The following is a 24,871-nucleotide window of genomic DNA, read 5'->3' as shown; positions in this document are numbered from 1 at the left end:
TCACATGCCCGGGCCGCTCGACGGACTACTCGTCATAGACGCCTCGTGGGGGATGCCTTCCTCCATCACCTCGCTCCTGTTGGCCGACTATGGCGCGCATGTCGTGAAGGTCGAGCGGCCGGGCGGTGGGATCGATGCCACCGCTCCGGAGCGCAAAATGTGGGATCGAGGCAAGTGGAGCATCGTGCTCGATCCCGACAATCCCGGTGATGCCGACACGTTGCGTCAGCTCCTGCGACGGGCGGATGTCTTCATCGAGTCGTACGGTGTCGCGCGCAGTAAGGAGCTGGGTCTGGACTACGAGGACACCTCCGTCCTCAATCCACGCCTGCTGCACCTGTCCACCACCGCGTACGGTCGCTCCGGGCCGTGGCAGGACCGTCCGGGCTACGACGCGCTGGTCGCCGCCCGTATGGGATTCATGGCCGAGCAACCGGGCCATCGCAAGGCACCTATATTCCTGGGGCATCCGAGCGTCGGGTACACCACCGGTTTCCTCGGTGCCATCGGGGTTCTCGCCGGATTGCGTGCCCGTCGTATCACGGGGCGCGGGCAACGCGTCGATGTCTCGATTCTGGACGGTGTACTCGGGCAGGCGCCCATGAATTGGTGGTTCACCACCAAGGACGAGTCGTACCTCGACACCGAGGAGAAAGGCCACTTCGGTCACCGGCGCGTGCTGATCGACTTGTTCGAGTGCGGAGACGGCGAGTACCTGATGATCCACACCGGCGGCAACGGGGCATTCAAAGCCGCCATGGAGGTTCTCGGCGTAGGTGAATATTTCAGGGCTGTCACCGGCAAGGTAGAGATGGCAGTGCCATTGAGCGAGGAGGAGTTTCGGATCGCACGACACGAGGTGCCGACGATCTGGAAGACACGACCTCGCGACGAATGGCTCGATCTGCTCCGCGCCCGCGACGTCGCGGTGGTGCCGGTGCTGCGTCCCGGCGAGATTCTCGAGCACGAGCAGGTTCGGCACGCAGGTCTGGTCATGGACATGCCCGATGCCGAGTACGGAACGGTGCGGCAGGTTGCTCCGGTGATCAAGTTCTCCACCGTGAATCCGGCGCTGCCCGAGCCGGCGCCCACTGTGGGCCTGCACCAGTCGGAGCTTCCCACTTTGCTCGCGCTCGAACCGAAAATCGAGGTCGCGGGTGAGCATCTCGACCATCCGTTGTCGGGGCTGCGCGTTCTCGATCTGAGCCAGTTCATGGCCGCCGCGTACGGGGCCAAGTACCTCGCCGATCTGGGTGCGGACGTGATCAAGATCGAGCCGCCGATCGGCGACACGATGCGGTCCCTGCCCGACCCCTTCGAAGCGTGTCAGCGCGGTAAGCGGGCCATCGTGCTCGACCTGACCACGGAGGAGGGCAAGAGTCGCTTCCTGCGTCTGCTGGATACTGCGGATATCGTCGTGCACAATCTGCGGCCGGGCAAGGCGGAGAGGCTCGGCGTCGACTACGAGTCACTGCGACAGTACAAGCCCGATCTCATCTACTGCTATCAGCCGGGCTGGGGCGCGGATGGCCCGTGCGCCATGGAGAAGAGTTTTGCGCCGCTACTGTCGGCGCTGACGGGACTCATGTACGTCGCGTCGGGCACGGGTAACAAGCCGGTGCGCCGAGCACGCGCGAGCGAGGACTACTACGGCGGATTCCTCGGGGCCACCGGCATTCTGATGGCACTCGAACACCGGGCCCGCACCGGTGAAGGTCAGTCCGTTCTCGCACCGCAACTCCATGCCAGCCTGTTCGCGGTGAGCGAGCATATGACCGACGGTGAGCACAAGCCGCTGGATACCGCTCGACTCGATGCCAGACAACTCGGGCTCTCGCCGACGTACCGTCTGTTCGAGACCGCCGATGGATGGGTCTGTGTCGCGGCAGTGGGGGAGAGCGCCCAGTGCCGTCTGCGGGAGGGACTGCAGTCGGCCGGCGCCAGTGTCAACAACCTCCGTTCAGAGGAGGCGCTGGGAATTTCACTGGAGATCTATCTGTCTACTCTCGACACGCCTTCTGCAACAGAATGGCTCGACTCGCATAGGATCGCCAACGAGGTGGCTCGCGAGACGCCGTTCATGCCGGAATTCTTCTGGCAGGAATGGGCAGTGGAATCGGGCCACGTGTTCGAGCACCTAGAGCACGCGGACTGGGGGTACATCAGGGAGGTGGGCTCGACTGTCAGGTTGTCCGATACGCCGGGTCGTAAGACCGGTCCCGGACCGACTCTGGGAGAGCACACTGCAGAGGTTCTCAACTCTCTGTCGACCTGAACTTCACCCTGGTCGCTCGTGCGACCAGAGGAGAGAGATGCCTGCTGACGAGGCGAAAGACCCCGCCCCGCGAAAGTCGGTCCGCCGCGAGTCGAGCCCCGCCACCACGCTGCGACGTCCACAGAAGATGTCGGAACACACCGCGCGAAAGGTGGTGGCCGACATCATCGACGCGGGTCTCGGTGCCGGCGACCGGCTGCCCTCGGTGCCGTCGATGGCCGAGAACTACGGTGTGGGCTACGCCTCGGTCCGGGAAGCTCTGCGCATGCTCGAGTCGATCGGGTTGATCCACGTGAGGCCGGGTCCCAACGGGGGCCCGGTCGTCAACGATCGCGACGGCGCAGAGTTCAGTTCCGTGATCAGGCTGTATTGCCAGATCATGGGTGTCACATATCGGCACATCATCGCGGCTCGGCAGGCGCTCGAACCGGTCTTGGTACGAGAACTGGCAATTGGTGGTACTTCCGAGCTGCAGACAGCGCTGTTAGAGGTCACCAGTCACGAGATGGGCCCGGGCACCGCTTTCCGGGCGCAGGCCCGCAACTTTCACGATGTGATCTCCAGCTACTCGGCCTCCAACCCGGTACTCAGTCTCTTCGCCCGCGCCGTCGGCCAGATCTACCGAGAGTTCATCCGCGCCGCAGGACCCCGCACCGAGCCGGCCGACCGACCCGAGGTCCACGCTGAGCACCGCGCCATCGCCGAGGCCGTCGCAGCCGAGGACGGTGCCCGTGCCGAACAGCTTATGAGCCAGCACATGGCCGGTCTTGCGGAGTACGTCGAAGCGCACTATTCGATGACGCTGGACTCCGTCATCGAATGGGTCTGAGTACCGGATTCACCCTAGGTATGCAAGTGTTTTCGGCTCTCGGCCGGTAGTACGAACTTCCTGTGAAGCGGATCTCATCCAGTGGCACCTGACCCTCCTCCACACATGTTCTATGCGCCTAGTGTCCAACTATCGCGCAGCCCGGAACATCAGGAGGAAAGATGCCAAGCAAAGGCGGCCCACATCCGGGTCCAGGAACCGGCCACGAGGCTGCGGTCGGCGCAGTGCTCGGGGCAGTGCACGATCTGCTCCTCGGAATCGGTGAACGTGCCGCGCAAGCGGAGTCCGATCGCCGGCTCCCGGATTCCACGGTCAAGGAGCTCACGGACGCCGGGGTGATGCGCATGCTGCAGCCCAAAGCGTTCGGTGGCTACGAGACAGAACCCGCGGCGTTCTACGAAGCGGTGCTCACGATCGCCGAACACTGTGGTTCGACGGCATGGGTCACCGGGGTCGTCGGCGTCCACAACTGGCAGCTCGCGCTCTTCGATGCCAAGCTCCAGCACGAAATCTGGGATGAGAACCCCGATGCCTGGATCAGCTCGTCCTATATGCCGGGAGGCAAACTTACAGCCGTACCCGGAGGGTTCGAACTCACGGGACGGTGGAGCTTCTCCTCGGGCAGTGACCATTGCCAATGGGCCATTCTGGGCGCGCTACAGGTGAACGAGGACGGCCCTCCCACCACCTACAACGTCGTGATCCCCCGGACCGACTATGTGGTCGAGGATGTCTGGCACACCGTCGGACTGCGCGGTACCGGTAGCAACGACATCGTGATCGACGGCGCATTCGTACCCTCTCACCGTGCGCTGACGAAGACCCAGGTCTACTCGAATGACGCCCCCGGACGCGTGAGCAACACTTCGCCGCTCTACGGTATGCCGTTCGCGACGATGTTCCCCAGCGTCATTACCGCCCCCGTGATCGGAATGGCTCAGGGCTTGCTGGACATTGCCGTCGACTATCAGAGCAAGCGAGTCAGTCGCGCCCACGGCAAAATGCTCGATGCCGACCCGTACTCGGTAGCAGCTCTCGGCGCCGCAGCAAGCACGATAGACGCCTGCCGTCGCCAACTGCTCGGCAACATCTCCGAGATCCATACCACCCTCGCAGCAGGCGGAGTTCCGACGATGGAGCAGCGGTCGACCGCTCGCCGCGATCAGGTCCTGGGCACCGTGCGATGTGTGTCTGCCATCGACGATGTCTTCGACCGCGCAGGCGCAGCCGTCATCAGCGACACCCACCCCATGCAGCGCATCTGGCGCGACGCCCATGCCGCCAAGCACCACACAGTCAACACCAACGAACGAACCCTGCACAGCTGGGCCCACAACGCCATGGGGCTGGGCCCAAGCGAATCCGTAGTCTGAGCAGAAGGAACAAGCACAATGAGCGCGAAGAAAAACTACACCATCGTCTCTGCCGACACCCACGCCGGCGCTGATCTCTGGGAATACAAGAAATACCTTCCGTCGAGTTGGCACGAGGAGTTCGACGCGTGGGCCAAGGCATACGCGAGCCCGTGGGACGATCTGGTCAACGACACCGCCGCTCGGAACTGGGACAGCGAACTGCGCCGCACCCATATGGAAGAGGACGGCGTTGTCGGTGAGGTGATCTTCCCCAACACGATCCCGCCTTTCTTCCCCTCCATTGTCAATGTCGTCCCGCTTCCCACCAACAAGGAGGACTACGACAAGCGCTGGGCCGGTATCCAGGCGCACAATCGCTGGCTCGTCGACTTCTGCTCCGAGCTTCCGGTACAGCGACGCGGCATGATCCAGGTGTTCCCACACCAAATCGAGGACGCAGTCAAGGAGATCCACTGGGCCGCCGAGACCGGCGTCATCGGTGGCGTGGTCATCCCTGCCAGCCCGCCGAACCACCCGACGGCCCTGCCTCACTACACCGATTACTACGATCCTGTCTGGCGTGCCGTCGAGGAGACCGGTCTGGTCGTCGGTACGCACTCCGGTTCGGGTGAGCCCGAGTACCCGGACGATCCGGCCACCTCCGCGGTCATGCTGTACGAATTCGGTCTGTTCACCAACCGCACGCTGTCGCACATGCTCATCGGTGGCGTGTTCGAGAAGTTCCCGAATCTGAAGTTCTCGATGACTGAGCAGGGTGTCAAGTGGGTCCTCGAGACGCTGCACAGGCTCGAGGTGCAGTTCGCGGCCGTGTCCGATCGTCCGTGGCTGGAGATGTTCGTCAAGCAGGCATTCGACAAGCTGTCGCTGAGTCCGAGCGAGTACTTCGCCCGTAACTGCTTCGTCGGCGCGAGCACGATCAGGCCAGGTGAGGTGCAACCGGCCCTCGGTCTCGGGCCCGGAAACGTCATGTGGGGCAGCGACTACCCTCACCGTGAGGGAACCGCGCCATACACTCGCGAGCACCTGCGGGTCGCGTTGGCGGACGTCGAAGAGGCGGATGCCCGTCGTCTACTCGGTGAGACCTGCGCTAACCTCTACGGTTTCGATCTGGCGAAGCTCGACAAGATCGCCGAGCGTGTCGGCCCCAGCCCCGATGAGATCCAGGTGCCACTCGCGCCTGAGGATTACCCGAAGGACTGCGAGTGGTTCCAGGACGCCATGCAGACTCTCGCACGGTGACAGGAATCCCTCGATGACAATCCACTCTCTCGGATACCTCCGGCTGACTTCGGTCGACGTCGCTGCATGGACCCGGTTCGGGACCCAGGTTCTGGGGATGACCGCTGATCGGCTTCCCGAGGGCGGAGTCGCCTTCCGCATGGACGAGCACGCCACACGGCTCGAGATAATGCCCGGTGAATCCGGGCGGGTCGCCGGAATCGGGTTCGAGATGGAGAACCGGGATGCACTGGATTCCCTGACGATATCGCTGAATGAACGGGGAATCGGCATCCGCACAGGGACTTCCGCCGAGTGTGACGCACGGCGAGTTCGGGACCTGCGGATGATGAGCGATCCGTTCGGTATGCCGCTCGAGTTGTACAGCGGACCGTCGCTGGTGCACGACCCGCTCGAGACCCTCCATGTGCGGGAATTCGTCACAGGAGACCTCGGTATGGGGCACGTCGTCGTCGGGGGACCGGAGGCGGACGAGGCGCTCGAGTTCTACCGGGATGCTCTCGGCTTCGTAGATCGCAACACCATGCGTGCGATGGGTCCCGATGGCAAGCGGGGAGATGAGCGAATCACATTTCTGGGCTGCAACCGTCGCCACCACACGGTGGCGTTGATGAAGCGGCCGGGTCCGGCCCAGCTGATCCACTTCATGGTGGAAGTCGGCTCGATCGACGATGTGGGTCGAGCCTACGACCGTGCCCTGAATTCGGGTATCCAGCAGCGTCTCACGCTCGGTCGGCACAGCAACGACGGGATGGTCTCGTTCTACTCGATGACTCCTGACGGCTTCACCGTCGAGGTGGGTTGCGAGGGACGCCTCGTCGAACCCGGGACACCCACGTACGAAACCACTGCTACCAGCTACTGGGGTCACAGAAAGGTAAGTGCATGACCTCCTTGCTCGAGTGTGATGTCCTCGTGGTGGGTGGCGGTGCGGGCGCGCTCACGGGCGCTCTCACCGCTGCCACCCTCGGTCTTGACGTGATCCTCGCGGAGAAGACCGAGTACCTCGGGGGCACCACCGCCTACGCCGGGGCCGGACTGTGGCTGCCGTTGAACTCCGTCTCGGCGGCTGCGTTCGACGATACGCGGGAGGAGGTCGATGCATATATTGCTGCGACGACGGATGGCACCGGATTCGCCGACCTGCGTGAGGCATATCTCGACGCTGCGCCGGAGATGGTCGATTTCCTGCTCCAGGACCCGTCCATCGAGTTCAATTGGCGTGCCTTCCCCGACTACTACCCCGATGCCCCAGGGTATATGCCGAACGGCCGGGCGATCTTCCCGAAACCCCTGCCGGACTGGGCCGTCGGCAACGATCTGGTTCGCCTGATCCGGCCGGAACTGCCGTTGATCCGAGGCGGCCACGACACGGGTAACCGGCTCCAAGGTGGGCGCGCGCTGCTGGGCCGCCTCATTCAGGCGTGCGTGCGTGCCGGGGTGCTGATCGAGCTCGAGGCACCGTTGCGTGAGCTTGACACTCGTTCCGGGGAGGTCATCGGTGCCCGCCTCGGTAGTCGCGACGGTGAGATCAACGTTCGTGTCCGAACCGGGGTGCTCCTGGCGGCCGGCGGCTTCGACCACGACATCGAAATGCGCAAGCATGAGGGGCATCCAGTGGAGTCGGGCTGGCAGATGGGCGCCCCTGGCAGCACCGGCGAAGTACTCGCCGAGGCACGCCGCATCGGCGCTGCTGCCGATCTGCTCCACGAGGCATGGTGGACTCCTGCATTCGATACCCCGCTCGGCCCGTCATTCCGGGTCCATCAACGCGGGCATCCGGGGTCGATCGTCGTTGATCAGGACGGTCGTCGTTTCTGCAACGAGTCGTTGCCGTACGACCGAATCGGTCGAGCGTTCCGGACCGGTATCCTGAACGGCGCCTTGACATTACCCGCCTGGTTCATCGTCGATCAGGCGTACGTCGACCGTTACGGGCTCAACGGTGAGCCGCCGGGTGCTCCGGTTCCGGAAGAGTGGCTCGCCGGAGGCTTCGCCTATCGTGGAGAAACCATCGGCAAGCTCGCTGCTGCCCTGGGCGTACCTACGAAGAACCTCGAAGCGACCGTAGAGCGGTTCAACGGGTTCGCTGCAACCGGCGTCGACGACGAATTCGGACGCGGCGACAATGCCTTCGACCTGTTCTTCGCCGATCCCGAGGTGTATCCCAACTCGGCACTCGCACCGGTACGAACGGGCCCTTTCTACGCGCTGCCCATGGTGCTCAGTGATCTGGGTACCAAGGGAGGTCTGCGCGCAGATCCGAACGCACGGGTTCTCGACGAATCGGGCGAACCGATCGTCGGTCTCTACGCAGCAGGCAACATCATGGCCTCCTGGACCGGTTCCTGTTATCCGGGGCCGGGGGCGCCGATCGGTTCGTCCATGGTCTTCGGTTACCTCGCTGCCAGGCACATGGTCGAGAAGGCGCAGACGTGAGGACGGAAGAACTGTCGCCGTCGCCCCCAGTCGGTGTGGGCACACCGGGAGAGCCTGATCAGCGACTTGCCCACTGGGATCGGATCTCGTCCTGGCTCGACTCCCAGGGGATCGGGCCCGACCCCGGCAGCCCGGTCGACGTGCTGGCCGGCGGCACCCAGAACATCCTGATCCGCTACACGCACGCGGATGACGAGCTCGTGCTGCGTCGCCCTCCGCTGCACCTGCGCAAGAGCAGCAATGTGGTGTTGCGGCGCGAGATCGAGATCCTCGGTGCGCTGGCCGGTAGCGCTGTCCCACATGCCGAGCTGGTGGCTGCCTGCACCGACGAGAGCGTCGCCGGATGTGTCTTCTATGTCATGGAGATGGTCGACGGATTCAACCCGGCCGTTGTCGTCCCACCGCGGTTCGCCGAGAACCGGGACTTACGAAGAGATCTTGCGTTCCGCGCGATGGACGTACTTGCAACCATGGGGAACGTGGACTACCGAAGCATCGGCCTCGGAGAGTTCGGTAAGCCGGAGGGGTTCCTGGAACGTCAGGTCCCCCGATGGTTGCGAGAAATCGACTCGTTCCTCGCGCTCGATGGTTACGACGGCGTCGAGCTGCCTGGGCTGGAGTCGATCGTGGCATGGCTCGGGACCAATCGGCCCGCGACTTTCCGGCCGGGCATCATGCACGGCGACTACCATCTCGCCAATCTGATCTTTTCCGAGGACGACGCTCGTGTCCTGGCCGTCGTCGACTGGGAGATGGCCACCATCGGTGACCCGCTCCTCGATCTCGGCCGGTTCCTGGCGACCTGGCCATCGGCCGACGAGCCGATCGGAATCGCCGGGCCCATCTACCGAACCGAGGGTCTTCCCCTCGCAGGCGAGCTGGTGGACAGGTATTGCACCACCAGTGAACTCGACGTGAGTGCCGTGGACTGGTACGTCGTGCTCGCCTGCTTCAAGATCGGGGTCATCCTCGAAGGCACCCATGCACGTTCGCGCGCGGGGTTGGCCGACCCGGCCGTCGGCGTCCGCCTCCATGGGATGAGCCAAGCCCTCTTCCGCCGCGCAGAAAGAATCATCTCGTGACCATCGCAGTCTCGCCGCACAGCACTACCGATCCGATCTTCGATGTTCGAGACAAGACGGTGTTGATCACCGGGGGCAGTCGCGGATTGGGGCTGCAGATGGCTCACGGTTTTGCCGCGCGGGGCGCGAACGTGATCATCGCCAGCCGAAAGTTCGCGGCATGCGAGGAGGTTGCGGCCGAACTGCGAGACACCTACGGGGTCCGTGCCAGTGCGTTTGCCTGCAATGTGAGTGAGTGGTCGCAGTGCGATGACCTGATGGCAGTGGTACACGAGCGGTTCGGTCAGCTCGACGTGCTGGTGAACAATGCGGGGCTGTCGCCGCTGTATCCGAGTCTGGACAAGCTCGAAGAGGCATTGTTCGACAAGGTCATCGGGGTCAATCTGCGTGGCCCGTTCCGGCTCTCGGTGCTGGCCGGCACGAAGATGGCCGAAGGCCGCGGCGGTTCGATCATCAACATCACCTCGACCCAATCGATCAAGCCGCGTCCACATGCCCTGCCGTATGCGGCCGCGAAGGCCGGGCTGAACGCCGTGACGGAAGGTCTCGCTCACGCATTCGGGCCCACGGTCAGGGTCAATGCGATCCTGTGTGGCCCGTTCCTGACCGAGGTCGCGGAGGCATGGGACATGGAGGAATTCGAGGAGCGGGCGCGTCGGACCATGGCTTTGCAACGCGGTGGACGTCCCGAGGAGATCGTCGGGGCTGCGCTCTACTACGCAAGCGCTGCGTCGAGCTTCGCTACCGGTGCCGTGCTGCGTCTCGACGGCGGTTATGTCTGAGCACGCGACGTCGTGCGGGGTGGGCTGTCGAGAATCGGCAGGATTCGGTTCCATCCCCCGGCACGAGGCTCTTCCGTCAGCACTCGCCGGCTTCTAGGTTTCCTCACATGACAACGCACAGTGCGGAATTGATCGTCCAGCGCAACGTCGAGGTGCCGATGCGAGATGGCACGATCCTGAGGGCCGATCTCTATCGGCCGGCGGGAGGGGGACCCTTCCCGACGCTGCTGCAGCGCACGCCGTACAGCAAGGATTTCAACCCCGGCCTGTGGGTGGTGCTCGATCCGATCAAGGCAGCCGCCGCGGGATTCGCCATGGTGATCCAGGATGTTCGAGGGCGCGGCCGCTCGGACGGCGACTTCTATCCGTTCACCGCCGAGGCCGTGGACGGTGAGGACACCGTCGCCTGGGTACGCGCGCAGAGCTGGTGTAACGGTGCAGTCGGCATGTACGGCAGCTCGTACATGGCAGCGTCCGCCTGGCAGGCAGCCAAGCGCGCGCCCGAAGGCCTGATGGCTCTCGCCCCGTTCCAAGCCAGCAGCGACTACTTCGAAGGCCGTAGCTACCGCGGAGGCGCTTTCGAACTCGGTGCGCTCCTCGGTGTTTCCCTCAACGCGCTGGGCGGGGGCATCGCGCATCGGATGATCAAGCGCGGTGAGCTCCGTCCCTCGGCTGCGCGCGAGGCACGGGAAGCGGTCAACGACCTTGCTCCGTGGGCCCGGACCGCACCGATCGAGAAACTGCGCGAGACCGTGCTCGGAGACATCGCCCCATTTTTCTTCGATTGGGCGGCCGATGACGATCCGACCTCGGACGCGTGGACTTCGCTGTCGGTGGAGTCGTGCTATCCCGACATCGAGATGCCCGTTCTCCACCTGAGTTCCTGGTACGACCAGGCTCACGTGGGCACGCTGCGCAACTTCGAGGGGATGACGGTCCGCGCACCCGAATCGGTGCGAGACCAGCAGTTCCTGCTGATGGGTCCGTGGGCCCACCGGGTGCCGCGAGGAAGCACGGTCGGCCAGCTCAAGATCGGCGACCTCTACTTCGGTACCGGCGCAATGTTCGACATGGACACTCTGCAGATTCGGTTCTTCCGCAGCGCTCTGGCCGGTGAGCCGGTCACCTGGCCCTACCCGGAGCGGGTCCGACTGTTCATGATGGGCGAAAACGTGTGGCGGGACTACCCGCAGTGGCCTCCTGCCGAGGCACAGCTGTCTCGTCTGCATCTGGTCGGCAACGGTGCCGCGACACGTGAGGACGGCACGCTTTCCTGGGACGCGCCCGAGGTAGAGGTCTCCGACGTTTGGCAGCACGATCCGGAGAACCCCGTGCCGACGGCCGGCGGTGCCCACATGACCCCCGAGGCAGTCTGCCCGGCCGGACCGGTGGAACAGACGCAGGTGCAGCAACGCGACGATGTCCTGGTTTACACCGGTCCCGAACTTGCCGAGGATCTGGACGTCATCGGCTGGGTCGAAGCAGAGTTGTGGGTGGACGGAAGCGCCGAGGCGGACTACTCGATCACCGTCAGCGACGTCCACCAGGACGGCCGAAGCTACAACGTGTGTGACGGTTACGTGCACGTGCCTGCGGGGGCCGCCACTCCGAAGGCCCCCGTGCGGGTCCAACTGGGGGCCACCGCCCAACGTTTCCTGGCCGGGCACCGGATCCGGGTGCACATCGCTGGTAGTTCGTCACCGCGCCACCCGATCGTCGGCGGGATCGACGGCGTCGTACGCACCCAAACCGTTCGTTCCGGAGGGCTCGCCGCTTCGGCGGTACTGCTTCCGGTTGTCGCTGTGGCCACTACCGCGTCGACGACCTCGTCCTGATCCACCCCGCCACTTCGATAGGAGACCAGATGCTGCAGACGGTAGACGTTACCCGTGAAGGGACGCGGCGAACCTTGAACGCCGCTACTCCGCTGAGCTACCACATTGCCGGCGAGGGTGAGACCTTGGTGATGTTGCACGGCTCGGGTCCCGGCGTCTCCGGCTGGGGCAATTTCGGCGCCAACCTGCCGTTGTTCTCCCAGCATTTCCAGACGGTGATCCCCGATCAGCCCGGGTTCGGTCTGAGCCCGCGCCCGGAAATGGATCGCCCGTACCACCGGATTTCGTCGGACGCGATTGCCACGCTCCTCGACGACCTCGGTGTGGAGAAGGCACACGTGCTGGGCAACTCGATGGGCGGCAGCGTTGCTGCACGTTTCGCGCTCGACAATCCCGACCGTCTCGACAAGCTTGTGTTGATGGGACCGGGAGGTGTCGGCGCCGGAATCCTGGCGCCGTCCCCGCCGGAGGGACTTTCCCGTCTGGTCGAGTTCGCGCACGACCCCACGCGTGAGCGGTTGGTCGCGTGGATGAAGACGATGGTCAGCGACAAGTCGTTCATCACCGAGGAGCTGATCGAGGAGCGGTGGCGTAATGCCATGGAGCCTGGGGCCGTTGAGTGGCTCCAACTCTTCTTCTCCCACGTGGGCGGCAAGAGCAAGCGCCCCACCGAGGAGATCCCGCTGTGGGCGCAGGTGCCCAAGATCGCCGCGCCGACCCTGATCACCTGGGGCCGAGACGACCGAGTGACCCCACTCGAGATGGCCTGGCTTCCGCTGCGTCAGATGCGCGAGGTGGAGCTCCACGTCTTCTCCGGTTGCGGTCACTGGGCGATGACGGAGAAGCGTGTGCAGTTCGAACGCGTGGTCATGGAGTTCCTGACCCGCCCAACCACATCCGTGGCGTGAGATCGATGACCGCCACAGAGACTGCGCCGGGCATCGGTGCAGAACAGGTCACGATCAACCTCACCGGGGTGCGGACCGAATGGTTGGTGCCCTTGGCGCAGGCCGCAGATCGGCTCGGCTTTGGTGCGCTGTCGGTCGGCGACAGCATTTTCTATCCGCAGGAATCGGATTCGCGCTATCCCTACAACTCCACGGGCGACCGCACGTTCCTCGAGACCATTGCGATGCCCGACCCGTTCGTGCTGCTCGGGCATCTTGCTGCGGTCACCGAACGGATCCGGTTGCAGACCTCGGTCACCAAAGTGACCGTGCGACACCCGGTTCTGGTCGCCAAGCAGGCAGCGTCGCTGGCGGTGCTCGCCGAAGGCCGTGTCCGACTCGGCGTCGGGATGAGTCCGTGGCCCGAGGACTACTCCGTTCTCGGCGTCCCTGAGCAGGGGCGCGGAACCCGGTTCGAGGAGGCGCTCAGCATTCTTCGCTCTCTGGTCACAGAGGGCTACCACGATCACCGTGGCTACCACTACGCGTTCGATTCGATCAAACTCAACCCGGTCCCGGTGCAGCCGATCACGCTACTCGTCGGCGGGCACGGGGCCGCAAACCTGCGCCGGGCGGCAACGCTGGGTGATGGATGGATCGCGGCAGCGACCGACCACGAAACATTGGCCGGTCTGATCAAGACCGTACGGTCGGCGCGCGCTGAAGCGGGCCTCGACTGGCAGGGGTATGAGGTGCACGCCAGTGGGCAGACGGATCGAAGTGCCGCCGGACTGGCGCAGCTTGCAGACCTCGGAGTCACCCATGTCTCGGTTCGGCCGACACCCGACGGCGTGCCTTCCGACGACGTGGGCGACGTGATCGAGCACATGGAGCGGTTGGCGGCCGACCTGGAGGGGCCCACGTGCAGAAACTGATGTACGCCGTGTGGCGAAGTCCCGGCGAAGATCCTGCGGTGTTCGCCGGCCGGCTCCGCACGTCCTTCGCCGACCGGCTCCTGGAGCTGCCGGTGCTCGGACTGCGTATCAATGTCATCGATGCCGCAGTACTCCCAGGCATGGCGCAGGTGCCCGACGGACTGCGCCGGATCGCGACCGAACCGCAGATGGAGGCTGTCGTCAGCCTCTGGGTGCACTCGGCCACGCCGTACCGTTTCGCTGCGGTGGCCGAGGCGATAGGCGAGGCCGGCGAGCGGATCGCGGGATACGCCGTCCTGGAGTCGGAGCCGCTACGCACACCGGTCGAGGCGGCGCCGTTGGACGATCGCGGCGCGGGGTTCACGCAACTTGCCTTCATCCAGCGCAGTGAAAACCAGGACGCCGACTCCTGGCGAAGTAGGTGGCTCGACCACCACACCGCCGTCGCCGTCGAGACCCAGAGCACGTTCGGCTACCGCCAGAACCTTGTGGTCCATGCCCTGCAAGATGATGGCCCCGCCTGGGCAGCAATCGTCGAAGAGGATTTCCCGCTCGAAGCCCTGACGGACCGGCACGCTTTCTATGCCACCGATGGAGATCCCCGGAAGCTGGAGGAGAACCGCGGTCGCATGTCGGCCAGCACCCGCACCTTCATCGACCACGCGGCCGGACTCGACGTGCTTCCGACCAGTTCCTACCTGCGCCGCGTCCCGCTGCGGCAACCACTGTGACACCAATGAGCAACCAAGGAGACCCGATGCTGCTGGAGAACAAGACCGTCGTCATCACTGGAGCCGGACCCGGTGTCGGTTCCGCTGTGGCCAAGGCGGCCGTCCGCGAGGGCGCGGTGGTGGTGCTCGGTGCCAGGAGCGCCGAGCGGCTCGCGGCGCTCGCCGACGAAGTCGAACAACTGGGGGGCAAGGCACGGTGGCAGTGCGTCGATGTCACCGATCTGGGATCCTGCATGGCGTTCGGTGACTTTGCCGCCGAGGTCGGAGGTGGGGTGGACGCCGTGGTGAACGCGGCTTTCTGGACCGAACCCGAAGCGCCCATGGTGGAGACACCCGAGGAAGACTGGCTCCGCTGCCTCGATGTGAACGTAATGGGCACTTGGCGGGTGATGACGGCCATGCACCCGCACTTGAACCAGCCGGGTGCAGCGATCGTCGCGATCGGCTCCCAGGCCGGCACAAAACCTTCCGCTACGCTGGCCGCCTACGCCGCCGCGAAGTCCGCCGTCACTTCGCTGACCTCATCCGCGGCTCTGCAGTGGGGACCCGGCGTCCGGGTCAACGGCATCCTCCCCGGGTCGATCCAGGGAGACGGCCTGCGGGAGTGGGCCGCCGAACGAGCTCAGACGTTGGGCACCACCACCGAGCACGAACTCGCCGTGCGGGCAGGGCGGTCGCCGCTGGGCCGGATCGTCACTCCCGCGGAGATCGCGGAGACAGCGATCTTCCTGTGTTCAGAGCGGGCCAGTGGTATTACGGGGAGCTTCCTGGATCTGGACTGTGGTCAGCATCTGGGTGCCTCGCCGCGCCAGGAGGACCGGGCGGTTCTGGTCGGGTAATGCTGTTCACCAGCAGATCGAACGCCTGTCAACCCACTCGGAAGCCTAGGGAGTGAGCATGACCGAAATGGTCTCGCGTCTAAACGACATCGAAGAAATCAAGCAATTGAAGTACACCTACATGCGGACTGTGGATCTGAACCGTTGGGACGACCTGGCGGAGTGCCTGGCCGACGACGTGGTCTGCTGGTACGACTCGGGCCGGCACAAACACGAGGGTAAGGCCGCGGTCCTGGATTTCCTGCAGAACACCAGCCTCGCCAAGCCGGACAGTTCATCGCTGCATCTGGTCTCACACCCGGTCATCACGATCGAGTCCGACGATCGCGCGGTCGCGACCTGGGCCCTCAGCGACACCGTGGTCGACCGCAGCAAGAAGACCGTCCTCCGCGGAGCCGCGTACTACCGAGACGAGTACGTGAGAACAGACGAGGGCTGGCGAATTCTCTCGACAGGCTACGACCGGCTCTACGAACTGCGTGACGCCCTCGACTAGGGCTCACGCCTCCAGACACGGACCGCGGTGCGGTCTGTGACCGTCCGAACGGAAGGAACGCGTCACATGAACAATCAGATGAGTCGGTGGAATGCGGAATGCGATGTGCTGGTGGTTGGTTCAGGTGCCGCTGCCCTGAGCGCCGCAGTGACCGCGGCCGTTGACGGAGCAAGGGTTCAGGTCCTGGAGAAGGAATCCGTCCTCGGTGGCACCACCGGTGTCTCCGGCGGAGCCATCTGGATCCCGAACAATCGTCATCTCGCGCCGGCCGGACTGCAGGACAGTCGCGAGGATGCCATCTCCTATATTCGCCACATCGCCGGCGGTCGCGTGGTGGACCCGCACCTCATCGACGTTTTTGTGGACACGGCTCCCCGGATGCTGGACTTCCTCGAATCGGTGACACCGCTGGAAACCCAGTCGGTGGCCAACCTTCACGACTACTACGAGGCGATCCGAGAGAGAGTGCCGGGCTGCAAGGACTTCTCGCGCAGCGTCGAGCCGCTTCCATTCCCTGCCGTCGATGAACTCGGGGAGTGGTCGGATCGGTTGGCGACCCGCAGCAGTCTGCTCTCTCTGGGCGCCGACACCACACTGAAGGAGGACGAGGCCGCTCGGGGGCGCGGCGGCGCGTTGGCAACGCTCGAGGCTGTCGCCGAACGGGAACGGCGCGGAATCCGGGTGAAGGGCGCTGCGCTCGTCGGTGCTCTGCTCAAGACGCTCCTCGATCACGATGTTGAAGTCCGGCTGCAGACTCCGGCCCAGCGCCTCGTCGTCGACGAGAACGATGCGGTGATCGGCATCCAGGCATCGTCGCCGGAAGGCCCTTTGAACATTCGCGTGCACCGCGGTGTCGTGCTCGCCTGCGGCGGCTTCGAGTGGGATCGCGACATGATGCGTGCGCACATCGGGTACGACGTACAGCCGCTGTCACCCGGAGGGAACGTGGGGGACGGGCACCGGATGGCGATGAGGGCCGGTGCACAGCTGGCTCAGATGAACCACTACTGGGGCCAAGGCGCCGGTTTCGACCCGGCGATCGTCGGTGCGGATGGAGAGCCGTTCCCACAGATGATGCGTGGACTCGGACCTGGCTCGATCATCGTGAATCGCGCCGGTGAACGCTTCGCCGACGGCGCGCTCACCTACAACGACTTCCCCAAGACCTTCGGCAACTTCGACCCGGCGTTGCCCGGATATCCGAACCTGCCACCTGCCTGGGTCGTGTTCGGACAGAATCTGAAGCAGGAGAAGGCGATCCTCTCCGTGGCACCGACCGACGATGCGCCCGGTTGGATCACCCGCGCCGACACGATCGAAGAGCTCGCGGAGATCATCGGGGTCGACCCGGCAGGACTTGCTGCGAGCATCGAAGCTGAGAACTCCGCAGCCGAGAACACCGCAGCCGACGAGACCGGAGACGACGGACAGGCAGGACGTATTCTCGGCCCGACCTACTACGCCGTTCAACAGTGGCCCGGGACGCTCGGCACCAGCGGTGGGTGTCGAATCAACGAGCATGCGCAGGTCCTCGGCGACGAGGGCAGGCCAATCCGTGGGCTGTATGCCGCCGGCAACACGGCCGCGTCGGCTCTCAGCGGGGCCTACCTGGGCGGGGGTACGCCGATCGCGGTGGGAATGACCTTCGGCTACCTGGCAGGGAAGCATCTGACGCACGGCGCCGCCCTGCAGGTCGAGGCCGATTCTCCGGTTGCGGCCATCGGGTGACGACGGAGAAACTCGCGCGGTTGGCGCGTGGTGATGGATCCTGACCAGCCCAGTGACATCTGTGGCGTGAATTCGGAGGTATGAAAATGCAGGTTCGTTCGGGTCAGCGCTACATCAGCGCGGTGTGTGCGACATCGATTGTCGTCGTCAAGGGACCGCCGTCGGACATCGATCTGCGGTGTGGCGGGACCGCGATGTTGCCGGCCGGCACGAATGCAGATTCCAAGCCCGGCCCGGCCGAGGGCTACGACCTGGGCACCGTGATCGGCAAACGCTACTGGGACGAGGACACCGGCTTGGAAGTCGTGTGTACTTCGGCCGGGCCGGGCTCGCTGAGCCTGGACGGACGTGTGCTTCCCGAACGTGCGGCACGGCCCTTGCCCTCTTCGGACTGATCCCTAAGGCAGGAGTCCGGTGAACAACAGTGCAGCCGTGAAGAGTTCCGAGGTCAAGTCCTGGGACCGTCAGGTCGATGTGATCGTCGTGGGGTGTGGTGCCGCAGGTGTCTCTGCCGCGATCGAGGCACGCACCGCAGGCGCCGAGGTGCTTGCGTTGGAAGCCGCCGGTGGCCCCGGCGGCACCTCCGCGATGTCGGGTGGCCTCATCTATCTCGGTGGCGGCACCGATCTGCAGACTGCGTGCGGGTTCGAGGATTCGCCCGAGGAGATGGCCCGCTTCCTGATCGCGGCCTGCGGGCCCCATGTGGACGAAGAGAAGGTCCGTCTGTACTGCGAGGGCAGTGTGGCGCATTACGACTGGCTCGTCGAATGTGGTGTGCCGTTCAAGCCGGCCTTCTGGCAGGCTCCCACCGCGGAGCCGTGGACCGACGACGGTCTGATGTTCTCCGGAGGGGAAGACGCCGCACCGTACGACACTGTCGCGGTTCCGGTCCCTCGCGGTCATTGCCCCGCCTCGCCGACGGCGTCGCGGCACGGTAGCGCCGGGGGACTTCTGCTGATGGACGTGCTCTCGCGACGTGCAGCCGAACTCGGTGTCGAGCAGAGCAACAACACCAGAGTCCGGCACCTCGTCATCGACGATCGGGGGACTGTGGTCGGAGTCGTCGCCCGCAGGTTCGGAGAAGACCGCTACCTCGCGGCCCGTCGCGGGGTGGTGTTGGCGGCCGGTGGTTTCATCTACAACGAACATATGCTTGCCGACCACGCGCCGGCGCTGGTAGGCACAGACAAACTGGGTGTGGAGGAGAACGACGGATCCGTGCTCCGGGCGGCGATGGTAGCCGGCGCTGCAACGGTACGGATGAATGCAGGTGAGGCAGCGTTCTCGCTTCCTCCTGCACTGGTCAAGCCTGGTCTGTTGGTGAACTCCGCCGCCCAACGATTCATCAACGAAGATTCGTATCTCGGCAGAGTCGGACAGCACGGTCTCTTCCGCCAGGACGGCCGCGTGTGGTTGATCTTCGACGAGAGAATCTTCGACAGCGCAGAGGAATTCCGAGGCCCGGTACAACCCGATCACGTCGCAGAGACCGTGGAGGAACTCGCGGCAGAAACCGGGCTGCCACCGGATGCCCTCGCCGAGACGGTCGCGGCGTACAACCGTGCCGCCGAGGCCGGTCATGACGAGTTGTACGGCAAGGCCGTGCGGTGGCTCGGACCGCTACGTCCGCCATTTGCGGCTATCGATGCGCGGCGTCGATTCCGTACGTTCACGCTCGGCGGTCTCAAGACCACCGTCGACGGGGAGGTTCTGGACCACCACGATGTACCTGTGCCCGGTCTCTATGCGGCAGGCCGAATCACCTCCGGAATTCCCGCCACCGGGTACGTGAGCGGCGCGTCTCTGGGTGACTGCACCTTCTTCGGTCGCCGTGCGGGGGCTGCGGCGGCGCATGCGCGACCACAGATCCAATCGGCCGAGGAGAGCCACTGATGCGCAACCATGTGAGCGACGATGGGGCAACCCATCCGTGGCGAGAAGTGTTCGACGTCGTTGTCGTCGGGAGTGGTGCGGCCGGATTGGTTGCTGCGGTTCTTGCCGCAGACGGTGGAGCTTCGGTGTTGTTGCTGGAAAAGAGCGATCAACTGGGCGGCACGACGGCGCTCTCGGGCGGCGCCGCATGGATCCCGGCGAACAGCCACGTCGGTGAGCTGGGCGGTACCGACTCCGAAGCCGACGCACTCGCCTACATCAGGGCTCTGTGCGGTGACGACGCACCGGATCCTGCATTGATCGAACTCTTCGTCACCACGGCGCCACAGATGTTGGCCTACCTGGAAGAACACACTCCGCTGGAGGTGGCCGCGATCCCGGGCTTCCCCGACTACTACCTGCACCTCGAAGATCTACCGGGACGGACTGCAGGAGGACGCGCGGTGGAGGCGCTGCCGTTCCCCGTTCGGACCGAACTGCCGGACTACGCGGACGTACTTCCGGTGCGTTCGACGTTGAACATACTGGGAGAGCGGACTACTCACGGACAGGAGCGGACCGCGCAGGATCCTCAGCAGCTGGTAGCACTCGTCGCGCAGCGGAAAGCCGACGACGTGCGCGTCAAAGGTGTCGCACTGGTTGCGCGGTTGCTCCGTGGCCTCGTAGATCGCGGCGTCGTGATCCGGCGTTCCAGCCCAGTCGACGGCTTGGTCGTCGCGGACGACGAGGTGGTCGGCGTCCGCAGTGGTGGTGTGAGCATCGGTGCTCGACGTGCTGTGGTGCTGGCCAGCGGCGGATTCGAGTGGGACAGCGAAATGGTGCGCGGCTTCATCGGGTACGACATCGTGCCGGTGAGCGCGGCTACCAACACCGGCGACGGACTGCAGATGGCTCTGGAGGCCGGGGCCGCGGTGGCGAACATGCGTTCCTACTTCGGCACTGCTGTCGCTTACGACCCCACGTCGGACGACGGCGGCTCGCCGGCCGTTCAGGCAGGTCAGGCCGGGCTGCCGATCCGGTCTCATCCTGCGACGTTGATCATCAACGGGCGCGGAAAGAGGTTTCTCAACGAACACACTCGGTACAACGACTTCCCAAAGGCGTTCGGCAATTTCAGTACCCAAGGTCCGGGCCTGCCCAACCTCGGTGCAGCCTGGCTGATCTTCGATGCCACGGCGCGGTCGCAGGTGGCCGTGCTCTCCGTGGCTCCCGGCGATCCCACCCCTGCGTGGCTGCACCCTTCGGCCACTGTCGAGGAGCTTGCCGGAAAACTCAACGTGGATCCCGCGACGTTGGCGGCAACGATTGCGGAGTACAACGGGCTGGCCGAGCGCGGCGCAGATCCGGAGTTCGGCCGACGTTCGCTGGGGCCGGTCGGGTCGGCGCCCTACTATGCGCTCCGGTTGTACCCGGGGATGTTGAGCACTACCGGTGGCCCGCGGATCAGTGGTCGCGGAGAGGTCCTGCGTTACGACGGGATGCCGCTACCGGGGTTGTACGCGGCTGGAACCGTGGCCGCTGGTGTGTTCGGGTATCTCTATCCTTCGGGTGGCTCACCGATTGCCATGGCGATGACGTTCGGGTTCCTGGCGGGACAGCACGCCGCTGCAGCGCCGGAACGATGGCGCGACTGACGGCGGCATGACGTGTGATGAGCCCTGGCGGATCGCGCCGCCGTCACGCGATCCTCCGCTGAAACTGCAGCGCAGTCAGTTCTGCGCCAGGAAGGCGAAGCCGACCGACGACAACATGCCGCCGAACATCGACTGCGACCGGTGAAGTTGGCGCCGATGGCACGCTGGTCAAGCGGCAGTGCCATCATCACCAGGTTGGGGATGGCGGCGTAGATCATCGAGCCGAATCCGATGAGGCCGTAGCCGAACACGATCTGCCACGCCTGGTCGGGGGTGGTGGCCAGCAGAGCGGCGCCGAGGGCAATCAGGATGGACCCGCCGATGAGGTGTTGGCGGAATCCGATCCGCTTGGCGGTGGAGCCTACGAACACTCCACCCAATAGGATCAGCAGGCCGCCGCGACATCCACAGCGCCATGTCGGTGGCAGACAGGCCGAAGCCGTAGTCGGCGGTATCCTTCGGTGTCTGAAGCGGGATCGGAATCAGTGTTGCGATGAGTGTTGTTGCGCTGTAGTCGTTACCACCCGCAAGCAGCGTGATACCGACCTTGCGGCTCGCAAGGATGTCGATGCTGATGAGCGGTTCGGCGCAGCGACGCTCCCACATCACCCAGGCGAGCGCGAGTATGACAGTGACGGTCAGGGTGCCGAGTGTCTTGGCGCTCAGCCAGCCCCAACCCGCACCGAGGGACAGCGCAAGCATGATGGTGAACAGTGCAACGGTCAGCAGGAAGGCGCCGATCCAGTCGACGGAAACCTTCGCGCGCAGAGGTGCTTCCGGGACGAAGAACAGGGTGAGCAGGCCGCCGACGGCGCACGGTGCGAAGGAGAACCAGAACACCGCGGACACGTCGGTGCGGTCCAACATGAAGCCCGAGATCAACGGTGCGGCCACAGTGACGACACCGACGCCGGTGTTCGCAATGCTGATGGACATCGCTTGCAGCCGGCACCTTTGTTCCCGCTCACCCGACCCGACGCCATCAACAAGAACGGCGGATCTGCAACGAGATTGAACAGGTCGTCGAACCTGCGATGAGGATCATCGCGAGCTCACGGTGCAGCTTCGTCTGGATCTTCAGTATCCGTCGCTCGACCCCAGACAGGACGTGCTCGAGTTCGTCGGTATTCACCGGCGACCTTCCCTCCTGACCTTCCAGTTCCTCCACTGCATGTCTGGTTGGCCCCTTCGCCCTGTGGTCGCCTCTCGCGACCTCTACAAGCGGGTCGTCACGCCCGCGACTACTACGGGGCCTCCGCCCCACCTTGTATTGCTCGGACGGACACGAACCTTCCACCCACCCGGACCGGCTGCCCGGGCGAGATAGACACACATACAAGGTGGTTCCCACGTTCACCGGGTGATCGATCGGTCAGGGAAGCACACCCAAGCTGTACTCCGGCAGCATCGCCGCGCTTACGCGGCAGACCTTCGGCGCGGCCTCCTGACCGTTCGAGGCACACGGCTTCGGAGTCGAGATCCGGGTCGAATGGCCCGATTCTCGTGCGCTGCATACCGGCCCGATATCCACCAGGTTTGAGCCGGCTTCGCTGCTACGGAGCTTCCACCACTGGTTCACTCGCGCTGTACCTTCTGACTTTGCTGAGCGAGCCCGCACCGTCTGGCAGTTCCGGCGCGACTCACCTTCGTCGGGGCCGCTTGCCACCCCTGACCGGCGTTCCCCGGCAAGGGCTGCCCCAGCTTCCTCAGGCTGCTGCGACGACCCGAGGGAAGCGGTCTCTCAACACCTCTCGACCAACCCAGCGCCTCGTGGCGCACGTCTCTGCCGCGAAATACTTCGTGGCCTTGCGCAGGATGTCCCGCGCCTCGCTGAGCTTGTCGTTTGCTGCGGCCAGAGCCTGGTTGCGCGCCCGGACTGCTCGATCTCGGCTTGTATGCGCCCGAGTTGCTCCTGCGGCGTCTCGGAGGCCCCGCAGTCTGGCGTGGCCTCGGACTGCGCCGACGCGGCCTTCTTCCGCGCCTGGTGCACCCATGTCTTCAACGACCCCCGAGCGACTCCCAGATCCGCGGCCAACGTCGAGTACGACGCATCCGGACGAGTCTAGTAAAGTCGGACAGCATCGACTTGAACTCATCCGAGTACTTCTTCTTCGTCATGGTGATGTCCTGCATTCTCCGGCCCAGTATGGGCCAGTCTCAGCGTGTCCACCACGCAGGGGCTATCCCCATGGTGACCGATGTGCTGATCATCGTGAAGACCGTGAAGGCCGTCCTCGCGCGCGAGGGTGCGTACTGAGGACGTTGGGCTCGCAGACATGCCGTCTGCGAGCCCAACTCGCTGCGCGGGTCAGCTCGTGTAGGAAGCCTGCACGTCCAGCACCCAGGTAACTCCGAAGCGGTCGGTGAGCATGCCGAATCCGGGACTCCACGCCGACTCGGCCAGCGGTTCGATGATCTCGGCGCCGTCCGATAGCGCGTCCCAGTACGACCGGATCTCGTCGAGCGTCTCGCCGCGGACGGACTGGAAGAAGGTCCGGTCAGTGATGGTGGCGCCGTTCTCGCGGCGTGTGTGCCCGGCGATTTCGGTGATGTCCGCATCGTCCTTGCCGGGGATGTCGTAGGCCATGATGCGGAAACCGTCCTCGTTCTCGACCTCCCCGAAAACAATCTTGTCGGCGCCGGGAAGTTCCTTGGGCATGCCGACGTCACCGTAGGTCGTGGCGACGATCTGCCCGCCGAAGACCTTCTGGTAGAAGCCGAGCGCTTCCCGTGCGGTGCCTCGGAAGTTGAGGTGAGTCGTGGTCTTGATACCCATGCTTCGTCCTTTGCTGCTGATTCTCAGCGGCGTTTGTGCCGCGGATCCACGATCGCGGCACTAGAGGACAGGGGAGGTCCCTTATTCGGAGCACACTCTTTCCATGGTTGGAAGTTCATCGCGAATGCTCGCGCTCTTGTCCTTGCTGCAGACGCGGCGAAGCTGGCCTGGGCATGTGTTGGCAGCACGGCTCAGCGTCACCCCTCGTACGGTGCGGCGAGACGTGGGCAGGCTGCGCGACCTCGGCTACAAGATCGGGTCGACGAAGGGACCGGACGGCGGATACCGGCTGGTTGCGGGATCGGAACTCCCGCCCTTGCTGTTCGACGATGAACAGGCTGTGGCGATCGCTGTCGCATTGCAAGGAGTCGCTTCCAGTGGCATAGATATCGCCGATGCTTCAGCACGAGCGCTGGCAACCGTGCGGCAGGTAATGCCGTCACGGCTCCGCCACAGGGCCGACGGCATCCAATTCACCGCTACGGAGCAGGCCATTCGCGTGGATCCCAAGGTTCTGGAAGCGGTGAGCACGTCGATTCGCGATCAGCGCATCCTGCGATTCGACTACGGCAACATAGACTGCCCACCGCGTCGGGCCGAACCACACGCACTCGTCGCGAGGAGGGGGCGCTGGTATCTCCTCGCCTGGGATCTCGATCGAGACGACTGGCGGATCCTCCGCCTGGACCGTCTCGTTCCTCGAATACCCGGTGGCGGCCCATTCGCTCCCCGGCCTCTTCCTACACCGGACGCGCGCTCGTTCCTCGAAGCAAGGATGAAAGGGGCAGAGACGGAGAATCAATGGCCGTGTACCGGCGAGATCGTCATAGACCTACCGGTCAGCGAAGTGGCACCCTGGATCGTCGATGGCGAGGTAGAAGAATTGACAGATCGGTCGTGTCGGATCGTGGTCGGGTCTTGGTCCTGGACCGGCCTGCTCGCCTTCGTGCTGCGCTTCGATGCCCCCTTCACCGTCGTCGGTCCTGAACAGCTGCGGGAGGCCGTAGGTCCGCTTGCGCGACGACTCGATGCGGCGACGGCGGCGCCGAAGTGACTACCGAATGAGGTCAAGAACTGACCGCGATGGATGGGACG

Annotated in this window: 22 protein-coding genes; 20 read left to right on the top strand and 2 right to left on the bottom strand. The window is 64.7% G+C overall.

The features are described 5' to 3' along the window. Positions 1-4: 4 nt before the first annotated feature. The 18 genes from ACSYG9_RS04790 (at position 5) to ACSYG9_RS04705 (ending at position 21,000) form a co-directional block, all read left to right on the top strand. Positions 5-2,275 carry a CoA transferase gene (locus ACSYG9_RS04790; protein ID WP_440126053.1) on the top strand — a complete coding sequence of 757 codons (2,271 nt, stop codon included), beginning with the start codon at positions 5-7 and terminating at the stop codon, positions 2,273-2,275. Between the two features lie 37 nt (positions 2,276-2,312). After that, positions 2,313-3,104, top strand: a complete 792-nt coding sequence (locus ACSYG9_RS04785; RefSeq protein ID WP_440126052.1) for an FCD domain-containing protein — start codon at positions 2,313-2,315, stop codon at positions 3,102-3,104. Between the two features lie 161 nt (positions 3,105-3,265). Further along, positions 3,266-4,477: a 3-hydroxy-9,10-secoandrosta-1,3,5(10)-triene-9,17-dione monooxygenase oxygenase subunit gene (hsaA, locus tag ACSYG9_RS04780; RefSeq protein WP_440126051.1), complete on the top strand. Its 1,212-nt coding sequence runs from the start codon at positions 3,266-3,268 to the stop codon at positions 4,475-4,477. 18 nt (positions 4,478-4,495) lie between these two features. Beyond that, positions 4,496-5,719, top strand: coding sequence for an amidohydrolase family protein (locus ACSYG9_RS04775; RefSeq protein WP_440126050.1), 1,224 nt, complete (start codon positions 4,496-4,498; stop codon positions 5,717-5,719). 13 nt (positions 5,720-5,732) lie between these two features. Further along, positions 5,733-6,608, top strand: a complete 876-nt coding sequence (locus ACSYG9_RS04770; protein ID WP_440126049.1) for a VOC family protein — start codon at positions 5,733-5,735, stop codon at positions 6,606-6,608. Then, complete coding sequence (locus ACSYG9_RS04765) at positions 6,605-8,158, top strand: FAD-dependent oxidoreductase (protein WP_440126048.1); 1,554 nt, start codon at positions 6,605-6,607, stop codon at positions 8,156-8,158. Before ACSYG9_RS04770 ends, ACSYG9_RS04765 begins: the two co-directional genes overlap by 4 nt. Positions 8,159-8,193: 35 nt before the next feature. Continuing rightward, positions 8,194-9,240, top strand: a complete 1,047-nt coding sequence (locus ACSYG9_RS04760) for a phosphotransferase (protein WP_440127540.1) — start codon at positions 8,194-8,196, stop codon at positions 9,238-9,240. A 98-nt stretch (positions 9,241-9,338) separates the two neighbouring features. Then, on the top strand, positions 9,339-10,022 hold the full coding sequence (locus ACSYG9_RS04755) for an SDR family oxidoreductase (protein ID WP_440127539.1): 684 nt from the start codon (positions 9,339-9,341) through the stop codon (positions 10,020-10,022). Positions 10,023-10,129: 107 nt separating this feature from the next. Further along, positions 10,130-11,857, top strand: a complete 1,728-nt coding sequence (locus tag ACSYG9_RS04750; protein ID WP_454841401.1) for a CocE/NonD family hydrolase — start codon at positions 10,130-10,132, stop codon at positions 11,855-11,857. A 29-nt stretch (positions 11,858-11,886) separates the two neighbouring features. Further along, positions 11,887-12,765 carry an alpha/beta fold hydrolase gene (locus tag ACSYG9_RS04745; protein ID WP_440126046.1) on the top strand — a complete coding sequence of 293 codons (879 nt, stop codon included), beginning with the start codon at positions 11,887-11,889 and terminating at the stop codon, positions 12,763-12,765. 5 nt (positions 12,766-12,770) lie between these two features. Continuing rightward, positions 12,771-13,679: a TIGR03619 family F420-dependent LLM class oxidoreductase gene (locus tag ACSYG9_RS04740; protein ID WP_440126045.1), complete on the top strand. Its 909-nt coding sequence runs from the start codon at positions 12,771-12,773 to the stop codon at positions 13,677-13,679. Next, positions 13,667-14,410: an EthD domain-containing protein gene (locus tag ACSYG9_RS04735; protein ID WP_440126044.1), complete on the top strand. Its 744-nt coding sequence runs from the start codon at positions 13,667-13,669 to the stop codon at positions 14,408-14,410. The genes ACSYG9_RS04740 and ACSYG9_RS04735 overlap by 13 nt, the downstream gene beginning before the upstream one ends. Before the next feature lie 5 nt (positions 14,411-14,415). Then, positions 14,416-15,249: an SDR family oxidoreductase gene (locus ACSYG9_RS04730; protein ID WP_440126043.1), complete on the top strand. Its 834-nt coding sequence runs from the start codon at positions 14,416-14,418 to the stop codon at positions 15,247-15,249. A gap of 58 nt (positions 15,250-15,307) precedes the next feature. Beyond that, entirely contained in the window at positions 15,308-15,745 is a 438-nt protein-coding gene (locus ACSYG9_RS04725) for a nuclear transport factor 2 family protein (RefSeq protein ID WP_440126042.1), read from the top strand. 66 nt (positions 15,746-15,811) lie between these two features. Next, positions 15,812-17,473, top strand: coding sequence for an FAD-dependent oxidoreductase (locus ACSYG9_RS04720; RefSeq protein ID WP_440126041.1), 1,662 nt, complete (start codon positions 15,812-15,814; stop codon positions 17,471-17,473). Positions 17,474-17,559: 86 nt separating this feature from the next. Then, complete coding sequence (locus tag ACSYG9_RS04715; protein ID WP_440126040.1) at positions 17,560-17,868, top strand: hypothetical protein; 309 nt, start codon at positions 17,560-17,562, stop codon at positions 17,866-17,868. Positions 17,869-17,887: 19 nt separating this feature from the next. Further along, positions 17,888-19,366, top strand: coding sequence for an FAD-dependent oxidoreductase (locus ACSYG9_RS04710; protein WP_454841399.1), 1,479 nt, complete (start codon positions 17,888-17,890; stop codon positions 19,364-19,366). Next, positions 19,366-21,000, top strand: a complete 1,635-nt coding sequence (locus tag ACSYG9_RS04705) for an FAD-dependent oxidoreductase (protein WP_440126038.1) — start codon at positions 19,366-19,368, stop codon at positions 20,998-21,000. Before ACSYG9_RS04710 ends, ACSYG9_RS04705 begins: the two co-directional genes overlap by 1 nt. Positions 21,001-21,168: 168 nt before the next feature. Here ACSYG9_RS04705 and ACSYG9_RS04700 read toward each other — a convergent pair whose 3' ends face one another. After that, positions 21,169-21,936, bottom strand: coding sequence for a hypothetical protein (locus ACSYG9_RS04700; protein ID WP_440126037.1), 768 nt, complete (start codon positions 21,934-21,936; stop codon positions 21,169-21,171). Positions 21,937-23,086: 1,150 nt separating this feature from the next. Between ACSYG9_RS04700 and ACSYG9_RS04695 the strand changes: the two genes are divergently transcribed. Beyond that, positions 23,087-23,257: a hypothetical protein gene (locus tag ACSYG9_RS04695; RefSeq protein ID WP_440126036.1), complete on the top strand. Its 171-nt coding sequence runs from the start codon at positions 23,087-23,089 to the stop codon at positions 23,255-23,257. Between the two features lie 51 nt (positions 23,258-23,308). On the opposite strand, the gene ACSYG9_RS04690 is transcribed toward ACSYG9_RS04695, so the two are convergent. After that, complete coding sequence (locus ACSYG9_RS04690) at positions 23,309-23,776, bottom strand: VOC family protein (protein WP_454841398.1); 468 nt, start codon at positions 23,774-23,776, stop codon at positions 23,309-23,311. Positions 23,777-23,879: 103 nt separating this feature from the next. Between ACSYG9_RS04690 and ACSYG9_RS04685 the strand changes: the two genes are divergently transcribed. Beyond that, entirely contained in the window at positions 23,880-24,830 is a 951-nt protein-coding gene (locus ACSYG9_RS04685; RefSeq protein WP_454841396.1) for a helix-turn-helix transcriptional regulator, read from the top strand. Positions 24,831-24,871 lie beyond the last annotated feature (41 nt).

Source organism: Rhodococcus sp. SJ-2 (assembly GCF_053750035.1).
This window is presented reverse-complemented; position numbering and strand designations above follow the sequence as displayed.